Source organism: Amycolatopsis sp. cmx-4-61, from assembly GCF_046548775.1.
Taxonomy (GTDB): Bacteria; Actinomycetota; Actinomycetes; order Mycobacteriales; family Pseudonocardiaceae; genus Amycolatopsis.
Genome location: NZ_JAEBEI010000007.1, coordinates 286,857 through 304,403, shown reverse-complemented (window position 1 = coordinate 304,403; position 17,547 = coordinate 286,857). Strand labels below are relative to the sequence as shown.

14 protein-coding genes and 1 tRNA gene are annotated in these 17,547 nt (G+C 72.3%); 9 read left to right on the top strand and 6 right to left on the bottom strand.

All coding sequences use genetic code 11. The annotated features are described in order from the left end of the window. The first annotated feature begins 55 nt into the window (after positions 1-55). A complete protein-coding gene (locus ACLJOU_RS22380) occupies positions 56-628 on the top strand; it encodes an NUDIX domain-containing protein (protein WP_410569600.1) in 573 nt (190 codons plus the stop codon). Positions 629-652: 24 nt separating this feature from the next. Here ACLJOU_RS22380 and ACLJOU_RS22375 read toward each other — a convergent pair whose 3' ends face one another. After that, complete coding sequence (locus ACLJOU_RS22375) at positions 653-1,480, bottom strand: alpha/beta fold hydrolase (RefSeq protein WP_410569599.1); 828 nt, start codon at positions 1,478-1,480, stop codon at positions 653-655. Positions 1,481-1,734: 254 nt separating this feature from the next. Between ACLJOU_RS22375 and ACLJOU_RS22370 the strand changes: the two genes are divergently transcribed. The 5 genes from ACLJOU_RS22370 (at position 1,735) to ACLJOU_RS22350 (ending at position 8,311) form a co-directional block, all read left to right on the top strand. After that, entirely contained in the window at positions 1,735-2,919 is a 1,185-nt protein-coding gene (locus ACLJOU_RS22370; protein WP_410569598.1) for an acyl-CoA dehydrogenase family protein, read from the top strand. 274 nt (positions 2,920-3,193) lie between these two features. Then, a complete protein-coding gene (locus tag ACLJOU_RS22365) occupies positions 3,194-4,792 on the top strand; it encodes an MFS transporter (RefSeq protein WP_410569597.1) in 1,599 nt (532 codons plus the stop codon). A gap of 83 nt (positions 4,793-4,875) precedes the next feature. Continuing rightward, positions 4,876-6,039, top strand: coding sequence for a DegT/DnrJ/EryC1/StrS family aminotransferase (locus tag ACLJOU_RS22360; protein ID WP_410569596.1), 1,164 nt, complete (start codon positions 4,876-4,878; stop codon positions 6,037-6,039). Between the two features lie 87 nt (positions 6,040-6,126). Next, complete coding sequence (locus ACLJOU_RS22355) at positions 6,127-7,143, top strand: alcohol dehydrogenase catalytic domain-containing protein (protein WP_410569595.1); 1,017 nt, start codon at positions 6,127-6,129, stop codon at positions 7,141-7,143. 19 nt (positions 7,144-7,162) lie between these two features. Next, positions 7,163-8,311, top strand: coding sequence for a nucleotide disphospho-sugar-binding domain-containing protein (locus tag ACLJOU_RS22350; RefSeq protein ID WP_410569594.1), 1,149 nt, complete (start codon positions 7,163-7,165; stop codon positions 8,309-8,311). Between the two features lie 530 nt (positions 8,312-8,841). Here the strand turns inward: ACLJOU_RS22350 and ACLJOU_RS22345 are convergent. The 4 genes from ACLJOU_RS22345 to ACLJOU_RS22330 form a co-directional block, all read right to left on the bottom strand. Next, a complete protein-coding gene (locus tag ACLJOU_RS22345; RefSeq protein WP_410569593.1) occupies positions 8,842-9,057 on the bottom strand; it encodes a hypothetical protein in 216 nt (71 codons plus the stop codon). A gap of 912 nt (positions 9,058-9,969) precedes the next feature. Then, positions 9,970-10,046: transfer RNA gene (locus ACLJOU_RS22340), tRNA-Arg, on the bottom strand. Positions 10,047-10,600: 554 nt separating this feature from the next. Then, on the bottom strand, positions 10,601-10,975 hold the full coding sequence (locus ACLJOU_RS22335) for a peptidase inhibitor family I36 protein (protein ID WP_354923211.1): 375 nt from the start codon (positions 10,973-10,975) through the stop codon (positions 10,601-10,603). Positions 10,976-11,145: 170 nt separating this feature from the next. Continuing rightward, complete coding sequence (locus tag ACLJOU_RS22330) at positions 11,146-12,189, bottom strand: LacI family DNA-binding transcriptional regulator (RefSeq protein ID WP_410569592.1); 1,044 nt, start codon at positions 12,187-12,189, stop codon at positions 11,146-11,148. 64 nt (positions 12,190-12,253) lie between these two features. Here ACLJOU_RS22330 and ACLJOU_RS22325 point away from each other — a divergent pair, with 64 nt between their 5' ends. Together ACLJOU_RS22325 and ACLJOU_RS22320 are read left to right on the top strand one after the other, a co-directional pair. After that, a complete protein-coding gene (locus ACLJOU_RS22325) occupies positions 12,254-13,435 on the top strand; it encodes an MFS transporter (RefSeq protein WP_410569591.1) in 1,182 nt (393 codons plus the stop codon). 173 nt (positions 13,436-13,608) lie between these two features. After that, positions 13,609-14,787 carry a sensor histidine kinase gene (locus ACLJOU_RS22320; protein WP_410569704.1) on the top strand — a complete coding sequence of 393 codons (1,179 nt, stop codon included), beginning with the start codon at positions 13,609-13,611 and terminating at the stop codon, positions 14,785-14,787. On the opposite strand, the gene ACLJOU_RS22315 is transcribed toward ACLJOU_RS22320, so the two are convergent. Continuing rightward, a complete protein-coding gene (locus ACLJOU_RS22315; protein WP_410569590.1) occupies positions 14,761-15,399 on the bottom strand; it encodes a histidine phosphatase family protein in 639 nt (212 codons plus the stop codon). The genes ACLJOU_RS22320 and ACLJOU_RS22315 overlap by 27 nt on opposite strands. A gap of 57 nt (positions 15,400-15,456) precedes the next feature. Between ACLJOU_RS22315 and ACLJOU_RS22310 the strand changes: the two genes are divergently transcribed. Then, positions 15,457-17,475, top strand: coding sequence for a cytochrome c oxidase assembly protein (locus ACLJOU_RS22310; protein WP_410569589.1), 2,019 nt, complete (start codon positions 15,457-15,459; stop codon positions 17,473-17,475). The last annotated feature ends 72 nt before the right edge of the window (positions 17,476-17,547 follow it).

Genomic DNA, 17,547 nt, shown 5'->3' with positions numbered 1-17,547 from the left:
TGCGCCGCACCGCCAGAGAAGCCCCGGCCGGGCCACGGCGCCTATCGTGGAGGGCATGGCTGAAGCCGCCGATCTCCCGGTGATCCGGCAGATCTCCTCCCGGCTGGTGTACGAGAACGCGTGGCTGAGCGTGCGCGAAGACGGCATCGAGCGCCCCGACGGTTCGCACGGCATCTATTCGGTGATTGACCGCCCCGACTTCGCCGTGGTGATCGCGGGCGAGAACGGCGGCTTCCACCTGGTGGACCAGTACCGGTACCCGTTGCTGGGCCGCTACTGGGAGTTCCCGCAGGGGTGCTTCCCCGGCCGCCGCAGCGGCGACCCGCTCGAGCTGGCCCACCGCGAGCTGGCGGAGGAGACCGGCCTGCGGGCGGCCTCGATGGTCCCGATCGGCAGGCTGGCCGCCTGGCACGGCGCGAGCGGCCAGATGTGCACGGTGTTCCTGGCGACCGGCCTGACCCAGGGTGAGCCGGACCGCGAGCACGAGGAGCAGGACATGCGGCACCGGTGGTGCTCGCGCGCGGAGTTCGAATCCCTCATCCGCACGGGGGAAATCCGGGACAACACGACCGTGTCGTCGTACATGCTGCTGCGCCTGTACGAGGAGGAGAGCGGCACTTCCCGGTGAAAGCGCCGCCCTCGCCGGCCCGCCTCAGGGCCGGACGATCTCCCGCAGCGCCGCGGTGAACTCCTCGGGGTGCGTGACGTACCCGACGTGCCCGCCGGGCAGGTGCACGATCGCGTTGCCGGTGTGTTCGGCCAGCACCGTGTTGGGCCGGTACGGGAAGGTGTCGCGCGCGTCGCCGCCCGCCAGTACCAGCTTGCCCGAGAGGGACTTCAGCAGCCGCAGGTTCGGCCGGTACGCCGGGTACGGCTTGAGCTCGTGCTCGAACCAGAACACGTGGTTGCGCCGGATGCGCCCGAGCATCTCGGCCAGCTCGGCCGGCGGCAGCTCGGTGCGCCGCGGCGGTTTGGTCGTGGTCTCCATGCCCATCCCGGCCCGGAACGCCTTCCGCGCGGCGTCGACGCCGTCGCGCCGGTAGGTCTCGTACAGCTCGGAGTAGAACCCGAGCCAGTGTTCGGCGTCCGGCAGCACCGACGCCAGCGGCGGCTCGTGCGCGACGACGGTGTGCACCAGGTCGGGGTGGCGTTCGAGCGTGGCGAGCGCGACGATCGCGCCGGAGCTCGACCCGAACACCGCGGCCGGGCCGGGGGCGAGGTGCCGCAGCAGGGCACCCACGTCGTGGGCGTCCTCGGTGAGCCGGTCGTCGCCGACCGGGCCGTCGAGCGGACTGCGCGAGAACCCGCGCCGGTCGTAGGTGATCACCGTGTACTCGTCGGCGAGCGACTCGGCCATCGGCACGAACGGCGCGGCGTCGCCGTTGCCGCTGGGGATGATCAGCAGCGCCGGGCCGGCGCCGCGGACCTCGTAGTACAGGCTCGCGCCGGGCACGGCCAGTCGGTCGATGGTGGCTCGCATGCGCATCCTCCGGTCACGGACGGTTTTGGCGCCAGTGTCGCCGGGCGCGGGTCACCCGCGCGTCTCTCCGCTTGGCCTTCCGCCCCCGCCCGGCCCTCCCGCCTCTTCCGGATTGCGGGGCCGGGCCCGGCCGCATTCCGCAAGGTGCGAGCGTTTCCCCCGCGGTGCGACCGTCGGGACCGCGCGCGGCGTCCTGTTGCGCCCGGAGCCGCCCGGCCGGGCCTCCGTAGACCCGTCACACCGTGGAGGTCCAGGTGCCGAGCACCCCACTTCCGACCCGGGCCCAGCTCGTCGAACGCGCCACCGGGCTCGTCCCGCTGCTGCGCGCGAACGCCGGCAAGGCCGCTCAGGACCGCCGGCTCACCGAGGAGACGATCGACGCGCTCGCCGACGCCGGGGTCTTCAAGCTCCGCGTCCCCGCCCGGTTCGGCGGGTACGAGGCCGACACGACCACCCTGATGGAGGTGGCCACCCAGCTCGGTCGCGGCGACGGCTCGGCGTCGTGGGTCGCCTCGGTCTACTCCATCCCGGGCTGGATGGTCTGCATGTTCCCGGAGGAGGTGCAGGAGGAGGTGTTCGCCACCCCGAACGTCCGGGTGTGCGGCACGCTCAGCCCCACCGGGTTCGCCAAGACCGTCGCGGGCGGCTACATCGTCAACGGCAAGTGGAGCTTCATCAGCGGTGCGCCGCACGCGCACTGGCAGGAGATCATCGCCATCCTCGACCCGGGTGACGGCGGCGAGCCGTACCCGCTGATGGCCCTGGTCCCGATCACGGACCTGGAGGTCGTCGACGACTGGTACGCCACCGGCCTCAAGGGCTCGGGCAGCGTCACCACCGTCGCGCGGGACGTGTTCGTCCCGGCCGCCCGCGCGCTGCCGATGCCGACCGTCGTGCAGGGCAACACCGTGTCCGAGCGCAACGCGCGGATCCCGATCTACCGCGCCCCGCTGGTCCCGGTGGCCGGCGCGTGCACCGTCGGCACCCTGCTGGGCCTGGCGAACGCGGCCATGGAGAACTTCCTGGAGTGGCTGCCCGGCCGCCGGATCGCCTTCACCGCGTACACGAAGCAGTCGAATGCGGCCGTCACCCACCTGCAGGTGGCGGAGGCCGCGCAGAAGATCGACGAGGCCGGGTTCCACGCCCGCCGGATCACGTCCACGGTGGACGGCAAGGCGCTCGAAGGTGTGCCGTGGACGCTCGAGGAGCGCGCCCGCAACCGCGCCGACGTCGGTGCGGTCTGCAAGCTGGCCAAGGAAGCCGTCGACATCCTCGCCGCCGGCGCGGGCGGCGCGTCGATCTACCAGCACGTGCCGATCCAGGGCATCCTGCACGACCTGCAGGCGGCGAGCCTGCACGCGCTGATCAACCCCACGACCGCCTCGGAATTGTACGGTCGTATTCTGTGCGGTTTGGAACCGGACACCGCTTACATCTGAGCCGTTGATTTCGCCGTCCCGCCCCGGCCTGCCGCAGGAATTCGCTGCCGCAGGTCAGAGCGTGGAACGTCCGGGGAAAACAGTGAGAACGCACGTTTCGGCGGATCGGTTCCCGTTGGCGACCGCACCGCATTCCGGAAGATGCTCGTGACGAGCGGCCTCTGGGACAGTTACTCACCGTACGAACCGACCTCGAAGTCACAACGCCTTGTGCGTCTGGCCTTTGTGATCCCTCGGTTGGCCGGCGGCTTTGATGGAGAGAGGATGATGAAAAGTGACCGGTAACGGCGCGCCGCCCTTGGCCGGGCGGCGGGAGTGGTGGGGGCTGGCGGTGCTCGCCCTCCCCACGATGTTGACGATGATGGACATCAACGTCCTGTTCCTCGCGCTCCCGCACCTGAGCGTTGACCTGGGCGCGAGCAGTACCGAGCAGCTGTGGATCACCGACATCTACGGCTTCCTGATCGCCGGGTTCCTGGTGACCATGGGAACGCTCGGTGACCGGATCGGCAGGCGGAAGGTCCTGGTGACCGGCGCCACGGCCTTCGGCATCCTTTCCGCGGTGGCGGCCTTCTCGACCAATCCCGAGATGCTGATCATCATCCGGGCCCTGCTCGGTATCGCGGGTGCGACGATCATGCCGTCGACGCTCGCGTTGATCATGGGCATGTTCCAGCACCCGAAGCAGATGGGTGCCGCGATCGGTGTCTGGGCCACCTCCATGATGGCCGGTATCGCCCTCGGCCCGGTGGTCGGCGGCCTGCTGCTGGCCTCGTTCTGGTGGGGCTCGGTGTTCCTGCTCGCGGTGCCGATCATGGTGCTGGTGCTGGTGTTCGGGCCGATCCTGCTGCCCGAGTTCAAGAACCCGCAGGCGGGCAAGCTCGACCTGCTGAGCGTGCTGCTGTCCCTGCTGGCGATCCTGCCGTTCATCTGGGGCCTCAAGGAGGTCGTCCGCTCCGGCTGGTCGGTCGCCCCGGTCCTGGTCGCCGTGGCCGGCCTGGTCTTCGGCGTGGTGTTCGTGGGCCGGCAGCGCAAGCTCGCGAACCCGCTGCTCGACGTCCGCCTGTTCGCGATCAAGGCCGTCTCCGGTGGCCTGATCCTCGGCCTGCTGTTCGCCGCGATCCAGGGCGGCACGGGCCTGCTGGTGACCCAGCACCTGCAGGAGGTGGAGGGCTTCTCCGCCCTGAAGTCCGCCCTGCTGCTGCTGATCCCGGCCGTGCTCATGGTGATCGGCATCCAGGTCACCAACCCGCTGTCGCTCAAGGTGCGGCCCGGCATCATCATGATGGTCGGCATGCTCATCGCGGCGGTCGGCATGGTGGTGCTGAGCCTGTACGACACGACGTCGGGCGTGGCGGTGCTGATCGTCGGCTCGAGCATCATCTTCATCGGCGGCAGCCCGATCGGCGTCCTGGTCAACAAGGTCGTCATGGGCTCGGCCCCGCCGGAAAAGATGGGGTCGGCGGCTTCGCTGCAGTCGACCGGTGGTGAGCTGGGCGTCGCGCTCGGCATCGCCGCGCTGGGCAGCATCGCGACGGCGGCCTACCACAGCCACCTGACCGTGCCGGCCAGCGTCACCGGCCCGGCCGCGGACGCCACCCGCGAGAGCATCACCAGCGCGGTCCAGGCGGCGGGTTCCCAGCCGCCGAACGTCGCGCAGGACCTGCTTTCCGCGGCCGGCAACGCGTTCACCAGCGCACTGAACACCACCGCCGGCATCTGCGCGGTCGTGTTCGTGGCGCTGGCCGCGCTGGCCTTCGCCACCCTCCGGCACATCCCGGTCCCGCCGGCGCCCCCCACGGGCCCGCCGCCGGAGGCCGCGCCGGAAGGTGCCGCGGAGGGCGAGACCTCCGCGGAGGCGGCCCAGGCCTGACGGTCTGGAAATCCCGGTCCGGCCGGACAGCGCGAGCTGTCCGGCCGGACTGTCCCGTGAACGAGCCACGCCGAGGAGTACCGATGGAGCCCATGATCAACGTCATGCAGCCGGCACTGGGCGAGCAGGAGCTCGCGGCGGTCCGGGAGGTGTTCGAGAGCAACTGGATCGGCCGCGGCGCCCGCACGCAGCAGTTCGAGTCGGCTTTCGCGCGGCACATCGGGGTCGACCCCGGGCACGTGACGTCGACGAACTCCTGCACCGAGGCGACGTTCATCGCGATGGAGCTGCTGGAGATCGGGCCGGGCGACGAGGTCGTGCTGCCGTCGCCCAGTTTCGTGGGCGCGGGCAACGCGATCGCCGCCCGCGGTGCGGTCCCGGTGTTCTGCGACGTCGACGAAGCCACGCTGAACCCGCGCGTGGCGGACGTCGACGCCGTCCTCACCGAGCGCACGAAGGCGGTGCTGATCCTGCACTACGGCGGCTACCCCGGGGACGTCGCCGGGATCGCGCGGCTGTGCGAGGACCGCGGCATCCACCTGATCGAGGACGCCGCGGTCGCCATCGCCTCCACAGTGGACGGCCAGAGCTGCGGCACCTTCGGCGACATCGGCGTGTGGAGCTTCGACCACGGCAAGATCGTGGTCACGGTGGACGGCGGCATGCTGTGCGTGCGCGACCCGGAGCTGGCCGCCCGCGCGCCCAAGATCGCCTACCTGGGAATGGAGCAGCGCAGCGGGTACGACCAGGCGATGCGCGCCCAGACCCGCTGGTGGGACTTCGACGTGACGTCGTTTTCCCGCCGTTCCACCACGAACGACGTGCTTGCGGCGATCGGCAACGTCCAGCTGAGCCGCCTCGACGACTTCATCGCCCGGCGCCGCGAAGTCGCGGAGGCGTACGACGCGGGCCTGTCGGACGTCGGCGGCTTGCGCGTCCCTCCGCCGCTCCCGGCGGGCCACACCTCGTCGTACTACATGTACTGGCTCCAGTTCGAGGGCGGCATCCGCGACGAGGTCGCCCGCGACCTGTACCAGCTCGGCGTCTACACGACGTTCCGCTACCCGCTGCTGCACCAGGTACCGGCGTACGGCTCGTCCGCCGTGCTCCCGGGTGCCGAAGCCGCCGCGGCCAAGACGCTGCTGCTGCCGATGCACCAGTCGTTGTCCGACGCGGATGTCGACCGGGTGATTTCGGCCGTGCGCGAGTGCACCGGCCGCCGCACCCGCGTCGCGCGCGCGGCCTGAGATCCCGCAGCCGGGAAGACGGCGCCGCGGCGCCGCTCTGGCACCGTTGTCGGTAAGCGTCCCGGCGTCGGAGTGAGGATGATGGTCATGAAGGCAGCGGTGATTCCCGGGGTCAACGAAGATTGGGAGCTGCGGGAGGTCCCGACCCCCGAGCCCGGCCCGGCCGACGTGCTGATCCGGGTCCGCGCTTCCGGGATCTGCTCGAACGACGTCCTGGTGACGAAGGGGATGCTGCCGTTCCCGGCGTTCGACCCGGCGATCCCCGGGCACGAGCCGGTCGGCGAGGTGGTGGCGGTGGGCGACGCGGTCACCAGCCGCCAGGTCGGCGACGTCGTCGGCACCACGTGGATCCGGGGCACGTGCGGCAGCTGCGACTACTGCCGTCTCGGCCTGCCGCTGTCGGCGCGCGCGGCGTTCGCCTGCGCGGCGCCGGTTTCCACCGGCTTCACCGTCCAAGGTGGACAGGCGGAGTACATGGTGGTCGCCGCCGACCAGACGGTGCTCATCCCCGGCCACCTGTCCCCGGAACTCGCGGTCCCGGTGCTGTGCGCGGGGTACACGAGCTGGAGCGCGCTGCGCTCGGCCGACCCGAAGCCGGGCGAGCGCGTCGCGGTGGTCGGCATCGGCGGCCTGGGCCACCTGGCGGTGCAGTACGCGCGCGCGTGCGGCTTCGACACGATCGCGGTGTCGAGCTCGCCGGAGAAGCACGACCTGGCCCGTGAACTGGGCGCGAGCACGGTGGTCTCCAACGGCGAGGAACTGCGCGCGGCGGGCGGCGCCGACGTGGTGCTCGTCACGGGCACGTCCTACCGCGCGGCCGCGGACGCGATGACCGGCCTGAACGTCGACGGTCGCCTGGTGCTGGCCGGCATCGACGTCACCGAGCCCTTCACGCTGCCGCCCACGCTGCCGTTCTTCGGGCTGGGCCAGCGGATCATCGGCGCGACCCACAACGGCACGGAGTACCTGCGCGAGGCGCTGGACCTGGTCGCCCAGGGCAAGGTGAAACCACTGGTGGAAACGTTTGCGGCCGAGGACATCGCCGAGGCCGTCCGCAAGGTCGGCAAGGGCGAGGTGCGGTTCCGCGCCGTCGTCACGTACTGAACCGCGCCTGGGGGCTGTTGTGCGGATCCTGTTCACGACCGTGGCCCTGCCGGGTCATTTCTTCCCGCTGGTCCCGCTGGCGTGGGCGTGCCGCGCGGCGGGGCACGAGGTGCTGGTGCTGAGCGCCGAGCACTTCGTCCCGACGGTGCTCGGGTCGGGCCTGCCGGGCACGTCGTCGGGCCCGGCGGAGCGCTTCGCCGACCTGGTCGCGGACGACCGCCCGAGCGAGGGCCTGGCGGAGCAGCGCACGGCGCACGGCCGGGTGTTCGGCCGCATGGCCGCGCGGGCGTTGCCGGGCACGTCGGTGGTGATGCGCGAGTGGCGCCCGGACGTGGTGGTCAGCGAGCGCGCGGAGTTCGCGGGCCCGATCGCGGCGTGGAGCCTCGGGATTCCCCGGGTGGAGCTGCACTGGGGAGTGGCGGCGCTGCCGGAGTACCGCCGTGGAGCGGCGACGGAGCTGTCGGCCCGGCTGGCGGCCCGCGGCCTGGACGTCATCCCGCGGCCGTCGGTGGTGCTCAACCCGTGGCCCCCGTCCCTGCGCCTCCCGCACGCGGCGGGCCACCGGGGCATCCGGCCGCTGGCGTACAACGGCGAGGCCCGGATCCCGGACTGGGTCCTGCGCCGGCGAACGCGGCCCCGGGTGTGCTTGACGTTGGGAACGGTGGTGCCGCGCACGGGCCGCAGCCAGGTGGCCGAGAGCGTGGCCGACATCGTGGGCGCGCTGGTTGACCTCGACGTGGAGCTGGTGGTGGCGGTGGACGACCGCATCGCGGCGGGCTGGCCACCGTTGCCGAGCTCGGTCCGCCACGTGGGCCGGATGCCGCTGTCCCCGGTCTTCGCCACCTGCGACGCGGTCATCCACCACGGCGGCCAGGGAACGGCCCTGACGGCGATCGAGGCGGCATTGCCCCAGCTGGTCCTCCCGGTGTTCGACGACCAGTTCGACAACGGCGAGTCGATCGCCCGAGCGGGCGCGGGCGTACGGCTCCTGCCGGACGAGATCGCCCCGGAGGCGATCGCCCGCCAGTGCGCGGCAATCTTGGACGGGCCGGCCTACCACCGGGCGGCGCAGACGCTGGCGGCCGAGCTGGCGGCCCAGCCGACCCCGACCGAGGTGGCGGAGGAGCTGGCGGCGCTGGTGGCGGAGGGAGCCGCCGAGGCGGCGTGAGCGGCCGGGCGGTGCGGGCCGAGTGGGCGGCGCAGCCGAACTCGGCCGAGGTGGCGGTGTGGGCGGCGGGGAGCTGCCGAGGCGGCGTGAGTAGTCGGCGCAGCTGGGTGGTGATGGGCCGAGTCGGGGCTTCTGAGGGCCCTGGCCGCCCTGATGGACCTCGGCACCGCGGTATGCGGGCAGTTGAACGCCGCGACCTGTACGGCCGGTTCGACCACCGTGGTGGGCAAGGGCCTCGGGGCCGTGAGTAGTCGGCGCAGCGAGCTTGCGGAGGGGTCGGCGGCCGAGTTGGCGGTGCAGCCGACCCGGGCCGAGGTGGTGGAGGTGCTGGCCGCGTTGGTGGCGGGGAGCCGTCGAGGCGGCGCGAGTAGTCGGCGGTGGAGCCGAGTTGGCGGTGCAGCCGACCCGGGCCGAGGCGGTGCAGGGCGGCCGAGACGGCGTGAGCAGTCCGCAGCCGGGTGTGGGGCTGAGTTGGCACCCGCCCCGACCCGGGCCGAGGCGGTGCAGGGCGGCCGAGGCGGCGTGCGGTGTCAGCGCAGCCAGGCGGTGATGCGCTCGAACTTCTCGCGCTCGTGACGGCTGAGCGGCGGGGAAAGCCGCAGGTCGGGGTGCCAGACCGGCGCGAGGAACGCGGGTGCGGCGAACGGTCCGGGTCCGGTGAGGCCGTTCAGCAGATACCCGCTGTGGCTGTAGCCCGCCGACCGCTCGACGGCGTTCAGCAGCTTTCTCCCCATCGAATCCGACACCGGAAGTCCTCCGCCTTCGTCGGCCCGGGCGGGCCGTGTTCTTCCATGATGCTGTTTCCGGCCGCGGAATACCACCTTCAGGGGATCCGAGCAGGGCTTCGCCGCCCAGCGGCGAAGGAGAGCAACATGGAAGATGTGCCGGTGCCGAAGTTGGGGTACAAGCGACCTCGCACGTGATGGCGGTGCGGGCCGGCGCCGCCTCCCGACCGGGACGCGGGCGGACCGGCCCCGTTTTCCGGCCGGGGCGAGCCCGGTTGCGAGGCGGACTCCTGGTGTCTGCGGAGAAGGGCCATGGTCACGCCGGCGTGCAGCATCCGCGCAGCATCACCTCGGTCAGGCGGCCTCCGGTGTGGACGGTCGCGGGCTGCCGTGCGTCTCCGGAGTGCCGGGCGATGCCTCCCGTGTGGACGGTGCGCCGCTCGCCGTCGGCGGGTCCACCGCCGGTGGACCGGGCGCGGGCGGTGGTCCGGGGCGCGTCGCCAGGTGGTGGAGCTTCCTCAGGTGCCGCTGGACGAGTCCGATCCGCCGGGCTTCGGCGAAGATCGGCCGCGCGGCATTGTTCGTGCGTCGACGGTGGTGTCGGGATTCGGGTTCGGGTTTTGACACGGGGTTCTCCATAGGAATACGCCGGACGGGTCAGCGCGTCGGGATTATTGCTGGGCGTGACCGGCCGGTTGCGGGCAGCGCTATCGGGCAAATTGACCGCCGGTAACAAGATGGTCTCGGGAAAGCCCGGCGAGCAAGCGGGTTGGGCCACTCGGCGGCTTGTGTGGCGCGGCTTCCGGGCTGCGGCACCCGCGCGGACTGGGCACGGCGACCGTCCACAGTGGGACGAGAGAGGCATCGACGTGGGGGAAGCCGTCGCGCCGGCCAGGGGGCGCCGTGTGCGGTTGCGCACGGCGTCTTCCCTGGTGGCGCCCCCGGCAGGACTCGAACCTGCGACCTAGAGATTAGAAGGCTCTTGCTCTATCCAGCTGAGCTACGAGGGCCCGCGCCGACGGCCTGCTGTCGATCGTGCCGGTCGCCCGGCACCGGCAGCTTAGTCGTCGCCAACCTCTCGATCGTTCGACACCGGCTAATCGTTTCAGGTCTCGTTCGACGTAATCGGGAACTTCGGTGGTGACGCCGCCAGGGCCACCATTTGATTACACTCCGTGCTCCTCTCGTCCCGGGTGGGATGACGGCTCCGGGGTTCCCTGGCGGGTCCGAACCTGCTATCCAGAGATCAGAAGGCTCTTGCTCTGTCCGCCGTCGCTCCGGCCGTGGCGGGTGACCGCACGCCCGGAGCTCCGCCGCGGTTCGGAACGTCGGGCACCCGATCGAGTGCCCGCGGCCTGTGCGCCGGAAGTCCGGAAGCACTGCCCTCCGGTCGGCTCTCCCGCCCGCTGAATCGGTAGCCGGGGGCCCGTGGGCGCGCCCCTGCCGCTGGGGGGCACGCCCACGGGTGGGGCCGCTTCGGGGGAGCGGCCCCGGTCGGGCCCGGCCGCCGCCGCGAGCCGGCTCACCCCTGGAGCGGGCGGCGACGCGGGCCCGGGTCATCCGGCTACTCCCAGATCTGGATGCCGCGGACCAGGAACGGCGCGTTCGGGACGTACGTCCCGCCACCCGGATAGGTGACGAAGTCGCCCTCGGTCGAACATTCCTCGTCCTGGTACACCGTGACGTCGCGGGTCATCAGATTCGCGAACGACGATCCGTCGAATCCTTCCGGCAGTGGCAGGCATTCCTCGGTATTGGCCGTGCGCAGGTCGAACCGCTGGATCTGGCCGCCGTAGCCGTCGGACGGCCACACGCAGAACTCGCCCTTGCGGCAGCCGGGATCCGTGCTCGCCTGTGCTGCTCCGACGCTGGTCAGAAGGCCGACGACGGCCAGGACCACGATGTGCGGCAGGCGGGAACGAAGACGACGTGAAGACATGGTGGATTTCCCCTTCGGAATCGCGGCCGGGCCGCGGTGGACTGTGATTCCAGATTGGCGGGCGACGGGGGATTTGTCAGCCCGCAATTTCCATTCTGTGGACAACTGCCCGGCAGGGAAATGGTTGTCCACAGATCCGAAAACGGCCTTGCGGACCGGCGGGAACGGTGCTATCCGGGGCCCGTGCTGCCGCGCACGACGAGCGCAACCGGCACCTCGACCGGCGCCGGCGCCGCACCGCCGTCCAGCAACCCCAGCGCCAGCTCCCCGGCGATCCGCCCCTTCGCCGCGAGGTCCTGCCGCACCGTGGTCAGCGGCGGCGAAGACCACGACGACGGCGGGCTGTCGTCGAAACCGGCCACCGACAGCTCGCCCGGCACGCTGATCCCCAGCTCACGGGCCGCGGCGAGCACCGCCAGCGCGAGCTGGTCCGACATGCACAGCACCGCCGTCGGCCGCGGCGACACCTCGAGCAGGGCGAACGCCCCCGCCATCGCGCTCTCCGCGCTCAACCCGGCGGCCTCCTCGACGACGACCGAGCACGACCCCAGCTCGTCCAGGTAACCGCCCAGCCGCTCGCGGACGTCGTGGAACGGCGACGCCGCGGCCTCCGCCACCGTCAACCGGCCGCCGCCGGGCCGCACGTGGCTGCACGCGGCGAAGATCCCGAACCGCCGGTGCCCGAGGTCCAGCAGGTGCCGCGCGACCAGCGCGGCACCGAGCCGGTCCGCGCAGCCGACCAGCGCCGTCCCCGGCAGCAGCGGCTGGTCGACCACCACGAGCGGCAGCCCGCGCGTGCGCACCGCGTCGAGCGCAGGAGCGCCGTCGGGCAGCGAATACGCGATCGCGACGTCGGCCTGCGCGGTGCGCACCCGATCGGCGGGCGGGCCGCCCGGCAGGAGCAGCAACGCGTGCCCGCGCGGATCGATCACCTTCGTCAGCGCGTCCAGGGTCAGGTACAGCGCTGGGTCGGAAAACGCCATCGACAGCGACGTGTCCAGCAGGACGGCGACCGCCCCGGTGCGGCTCGTCGCCAGGCTCCGCGCGGTCGGATCCGGACCGGGGTAGCCCAGCTCGGCGGCCACCCGCAGCACCTTGTCGCGCAGCCGCGCGGACAGCTGGTCGGGCCGGTTGTAGGCGTTCGACACCGTGGCCCGCGAGACGCCGACGGCCGAAGCGACGTCGTCGAGCGTGGGACGGCGGCGCCGGGTCATCCCGGCAGTCTAGTGGACTTTCTGAAGCGCTTAAGTCACGCTGGCAGCACGAAAGGGGGACGCCATGCGCGACCGCATCGCGGTGTTCACCGTGTTCGCCCTCAACGGCCTCGCGCTGGGCTCGTGGGCCTCGCGCACACCCGCGCTGACCGCCCAGGTGCACGCCTCGCCGGGGATCTTCGGCCTGGCCCTGCTCGGCGCCAGCGTCGGGATGCTCGCCGCCGCTTCGGTGTCCGGACGGCTGATCGAGCGGGCCGGCGCCCGCGCGGTCGTCGCCGGCAGCACCGCGCTGGCCGCCGGTTCGCTGGTGCTGGTCGGGTGCGCGCCCACCGTCCCGCTGCTGGCCGGGGCGCTGCTGGTGATCGGCGCGAGCGTCGGGATGCTCGACGTCGCGATGAACGTGGCCGGTGTCGCTGTCGAACGGCGGCTCGGCAAGCCGGTGATGTCGGTGTTCCACGCGGGCTTCAGCTTCGGCGCGCTCGCCGGCTCGCTGGCCGCGGGCCTCGCCGCCGGCCACGGCTGGTCCCCGGCGCGTCACCTCACCGTCGCCGCCGTCGTCGCGGTGCTGGTGCTGGTCCTGGTCATCCGGGACGTCCCCGGCATCCGGCCCGAGCACACCGACAAACCCGTCGGCACGCCGGCGCGGGCGCCGATCCGGCGGCCGGTGCTGTGGCTGCTCGCCGCGGTCGCGCTGTGCTCGGCCATCGCCGAGGGGGCGTCGTCGGACTGGTCCGCGCTGCTGATGACGGTCGAGCGCGGGGTCGGCCAGGGTGCCGCGGCACTGGCGTTCGCGGGGTTCCAGCTGGTCATGGCGCTGACCCGGCTCGCGGGCCCGCCGGCGCAACGCCGGTTCGGCCCGACCCGCTGCCTCGCGGCGGGGGCCACCCTCGCCGCCGCCGGGCTGGTCGCCGCGGCCACGGTCCCGGTGGCCGCCGTCGGGTACGCCGGGTTCGCGCTGGCCGGCGCGGGCCTGGCCGCGTCGTTCCCGCTGGCGCTCAGCCTCGCCGGCGACGCCGGGAAGCGTGGCGACGGCACCGGCGGCGAGCGCGAAATCGGCTTCGTCACCGCCGTCGCCTACACCGGTTTCCTCGGCGGTCCGCCGATCGTCGGCGGCATCGCGCAGGCGACGGACTACGACGTGGCGTTCGTCTTCGTCGCGCTCGTCACGGCGTTGATCCTGCCCGCCGCGGTCGCCGCCCGCCGGTCGCGCCGGCGGGAGGAAGCGGAGGCGATGGTCGGCCGATAAGCTGTCCGATACGAAATCCGCGGCGTTTCCGCCCCGCCCCGGACGTTGACAGTCTCCTGGTGCGCCAGGCAAGCTGACCCCGTCGGTAAACTGAAATGAATACGGCGACGTTTCCATTTCAGGTCGGCTGATCAAGGTAGGGGCCTTGATCCGGGGAGGACGTCGTGAGGGTTGTGCTGCTCGGCGGCGCGGGGGCGCTCGCCGGCGGGAGCGGGCGGTTCGGCGGGACGGGCCTGACGCTCGTGCGGGACGCCGTGCCGCGGCTCGTGCTGGTACCGGTCGCGTTCCGGCTGGCGCTGTTCCTGCAGGCCGTGTGGTCCGGCGGTCCGCTGACCGCGCCCGTCCTGTGGGCCGCGGTCGCGGGCTACCTCGTCCCGAACCTCCTCGTAGTGGCCTGGGTCTTCCGCCGGGCCACCGGGATCCGGCCGGTGCTGGCCGCCGACACCGCGTACACACTCGTCACGAGCTTCGCCGCGGCCGTCTTCGCGGCGCACGCTCCCGAACTGCCGACCCTGGCCTGGCCGAACATCTTGGGCACGGTCATGGTCTGGACCCTGCTGCGCGGCGCGCCCGCCGGGGCCGTCGCGATCGCCGGCGCGCTGCTCCTGCGGTACGGCATGGCGGCGGTGTCGGGCACGTCGGCGCCCGCGACCTGGATCCTGCTCGCCCTGGTCGCGGCCGCGGTGACGGCGCTGGCCATCGTGCTCCTCGTCGCCGGCTCCGTGCGGTTCGCCCTCGGGCTGGGCGAGCAGCGCGGCCGGGCGGCCGAGCGGGAACGGCACCGCCGCGACGTCCACGACACGGTCCTGCAGGTGATGGAGTCCCTCGCGTTGCCCGCACCCGGGGACGCGCTCGATCCGCGGGGCAGCCTCGACCAGGTCCGCCGCACCGCCCGCGCGCACGCCCTGCGCCTGCGGCTGAGCCTGGACGGCGACGCGCCCGCCGAGCCGGGCGGGATCGAACACCGCCTCGGCGCGCTGGCGGTCGAGATGACGGCCGACGGTCTCCGCGTCGACCTCGTCGTGCTCGCGAAGCCCGCCGACGTCCCCGAGGCCGTCGTCAACGCCCTGCACGACGCAACCCGCGAAGCCCTGCGAAACACGTTGAAGCACGCGAGGACGACGAAGGCCGTGGTGTGCCTCGAAGAACGCGAAGGCGTCGTCACGGTGTCGGTGCGGGACCACGGCACCGGCTTCGACCTCGGCGCGCGGCGCGCCGGGTTCGGCATCGAGAACTCGATCCACGCGCGGATGGCCGAGATCGACGGCGCCGCGCGCATCGACTCGGCGCCCGGCCACGGCACCCGCGTGGTGCTGACCGCGCCGCTAAAGCTGGGTTTCCCCGTCGGGTGAGTCCCGCCACTGGGCGAACGGGCGGTCCAGCGCCCACTTGCCGTCCTGCTCGTCGAGGACGCGGTATTCGCAGGTCGCCGGGTTGGACAGCGACTCGAACAGCTCGATGCTCCAGCCGAAGAGGCGACGGCACAGCAGCCGCAGCTTGAGCCCGTGGGAGACGATCAGCACCGTCTCCGGGTGACTTTCCTCGCGCACCCGCAGGTCCGAAAGGAACGCCGCGACGCGGTCGTCGACGTCCGCGCCCGACTCGCCGAACGGCAACCGGTAGAAGAAGTGCCCGAACTCGTGCCGCCGCGCCTTCTGGATCTCCTGCTCGGCCGGGTCCTGCAGGTTACCCCAGTCCTGCTCGCGCAGCCGCGGCTCGGGCACCGGCCGTTCGCACGCGGCCTCGATGTCCAGCAGCCGCAACGTCTCCCGGGTGCGCAGGTACGGGCTGACGTACACCGCGGGCCGCGTCCCGTCGAGCAGCCGCTTGATCTCCGGCGCCACCGCGCGGGCCTCCCGCTCGCCCTTGGCCGTCAGCGGCAGCGCGTGGTCGGGGATCCGCGTGTAGGCGAGCTCGTCGACGTTGCCGAGCGACTCGGCGTGCCGCAGCAGGATCATCTTCACCGCGCCCATCCTGCCCGTCACACGGGCCTGACCGGGGCGGGGCATACCCTCAGGGACGTGTCCGCGACGAAAACCGACGTTCCCACCCGGCGCCGGGCCAGTGTGCTGCCCCTGCTCGCGGTCGGCGTCCTGCTGGCCGCCGTCGTCGCGATCGGCCTGATCGCGCTCACCGGCGGGGCCGGCTACGCCATCGCCGGCCTGCCCGATCCGGGGCTCGTCACCAAGTACGGCATCACCGTCATGCGCGTGCTGTCCGAATCCGCGTCGGTGATCTGCGTCGGGTCGCTGCTGCTGGCCGCCTTCCTGGTGCCGCCGCAGAAGTCCGGGACGCTCGGGCCGGAGGGCTACGGCGCCCTGCGCGCGGCGGGGATCGCCGCGTGGGTGTGGTTCGCCGCCGCCCTGCTGTCGGTCGCCTTCACCGCCGCCGACACCGCCGGGAAGCCGTTCGGCGACGTCCTCGACCCGCAGACGCTGCTCGACCTCGTCGGCGCCATCGAACAGCCGAAGGCCTGGCTGTGGACGGCGCTGATCGCGATCCTCGTCGCACTCGGCTGCCGGCTCGCGCTGTCCTGGGGCTGGACGGCGGTGCTGTTCTTCCTGGCCGTCGGCGGGCTGGTCCCGGTCGCCGTGACCGGGCACTCCGCCAGCGGCGGCTCGCACGACGTCGCCACCAACAGCCTGCTGTTCCACCTGGTCGCGGCGGCCCTGTGGGTCGGTGGTCTGGTCGCGCTGCTGGCGCTGGGGTACCGGCGCGGGAGCCACCTGGGCCTGGCCGCGCAGCGGTTCTCGAAGCTGGCGCTGGTCTGCTGGATCGTGATGGCGCTCTCCGGCGCGGTCAACGCGCTGGTCCGGATCGGCCTGAACGACCTGTTCACCACCGACTACGGCCTGCTGGTGGTGGCGAAGACGGTCGCACTGCTGCTGCTCGGCGTCTTCGGCCACCAGCAGCGCGAAAAGGGCGTCGCGAACCTCGTCGACGGCAAGGGCGGCGCCCAGCTGCTGCGCCTGGCGTCGGTCGAGATCCTGATCATGTTCGTCACCATCGGCATCGCCTCCGGGCTGGCCAGGACGCCGCCGCCGGCGGACGCGATCACCCAGCCGTCCACCACCGAGCTGCTGATCGGCTACGACCTCGACGGCGCGCCGACGGTGTGGCGGCTGCTCTTCGACACCCGGTTCGACCTGGTCTACGGCACGCTCGCGCTCGTGCTCGGCGGCCTGTACCTCGCCGGGGTCCGCCGGCTGCTGCGCCGCGGCGACACCTGGCCGGTCGGCCGCACGGTCGCCTGGATCGCCGGCTGCGTGGTGCTGCTGATCGCGACGTCGTCGGGGGTCGGCCGGTACGCGCCCGCGATGTTCAGCGTCCACATGGGCAACCACATGCTGCTGTCGATGGTGGCGCCGGTGCTGTTCGTGCTCGGCGGGCCGGTGACGCTCGCGCTGCGCGCCCTGCCGGCCGCGGGCAAGGACACCCCGCCGGGGCCGCGCGAGTGGCTCGTCGCCTTCGTGCACTCCCCGGTGTCGCGGTTCCTGACCCACCCGGTGGTCGCGCTGCTGCTGTTCGTCGGGTCGTTCTACGCGCTGTACTTCTCCGGCCTGTTCGACAACGCGCTGCAGTACCACTGGGCGCACCTGCTGATGAACGGGCACTTCCTGCTCGCAGGCTACGTTTTCTACTGGCCGGTGATCGGCGTCGACCCGTCGCCGCGGCGGATCCCGTACCTGGGGCGGCTCGGCATGATGTTCGCCGCGATGCCGTTCCACGCGTTCTTCGGCGTGATCCTGATGAGCAAGCAGACGGTCATCGGGCAGACCTTCTACAGCCAGCTGCACCTGCCGTGGGTCACCGACCTGCTCACCGACCAGCGGCTCGGCGGCGGGATCGCCTGGGCCGCGGGCGAGGTGCCGGTGCTGCTGGTGCTGGTCGCGCTGCTGGTGCAGTGGGCGCGTCAGGACGAGCGCGAGGCGAAGCGGCGTGACCGGCGCGAAGCGGTGACGGGCGACGAAGAGCTGAACGCCTACAACGCGATGTTGAAGAACCTCGCCGAGGGCAAGCGACCCTCGGGGTCCAGTTGAGGTTGAGCCGCTGTCCGGGTGCCGGGAAAACGGCCGTTTCGGTAGTCTCGGCGTGATCTCGGGCTGACTTTC

Bases quoted from the DNA above. Each gene is read 5' to 3' on its own strand.
- ACLJOU_RS22380 (WP_410569600.1), top strand. From the start codon at position 56: ATGGCTGAAGCCGCCGATCTCCCGGTGATCCGGCAGATCTCCTCCCGG.
- ACLJOU_RS22375 (WP_410569599.1), bottom strand. From the start codon at position 1,480: ATGCGAGCCACCATCGACCGACTGGCCGTGCCCGGCGCGAGCCTGTAC.
- ACLJOU_RS22360 (WP_410569596.1), top strand. From the start codon at position 4,876: ATGGAGCCCATGATCAACGTCATGCAGCCGGCACTGGGCGAGCAGGAG.
- ACLJOU_RS22355 (WP_410569595.1), top strand. From the start codon at position 6,127: ATGAAGGCAGCGGTGATTCCCGGGGTCAACGAAGATTGGGAGCTGCGG.
- ACLJOU_RS22335 (WP_354923211.1), bottom strand. From the start codon at position 10,975: ATGTCTTCACGTCGTCTTCGTTCCCGCCTGCCGCACATCGTGGTCCTG.
- ACLJOU_RS22330 (WP_410569592.1), bottom strand. From the start codon at position 12,189: ATGACCCGGCGCCGCCGTCCCACGCTCGACGACGTCGCTTCGGCCGTC.
- ACLJOU_RS22325 (WP_410569591.1), top strand. From the start codon at position 12,254: ATGCGCGACCGCATCGCGGTGTTCACCGTGTTCGCCCTCAACGGCCTC.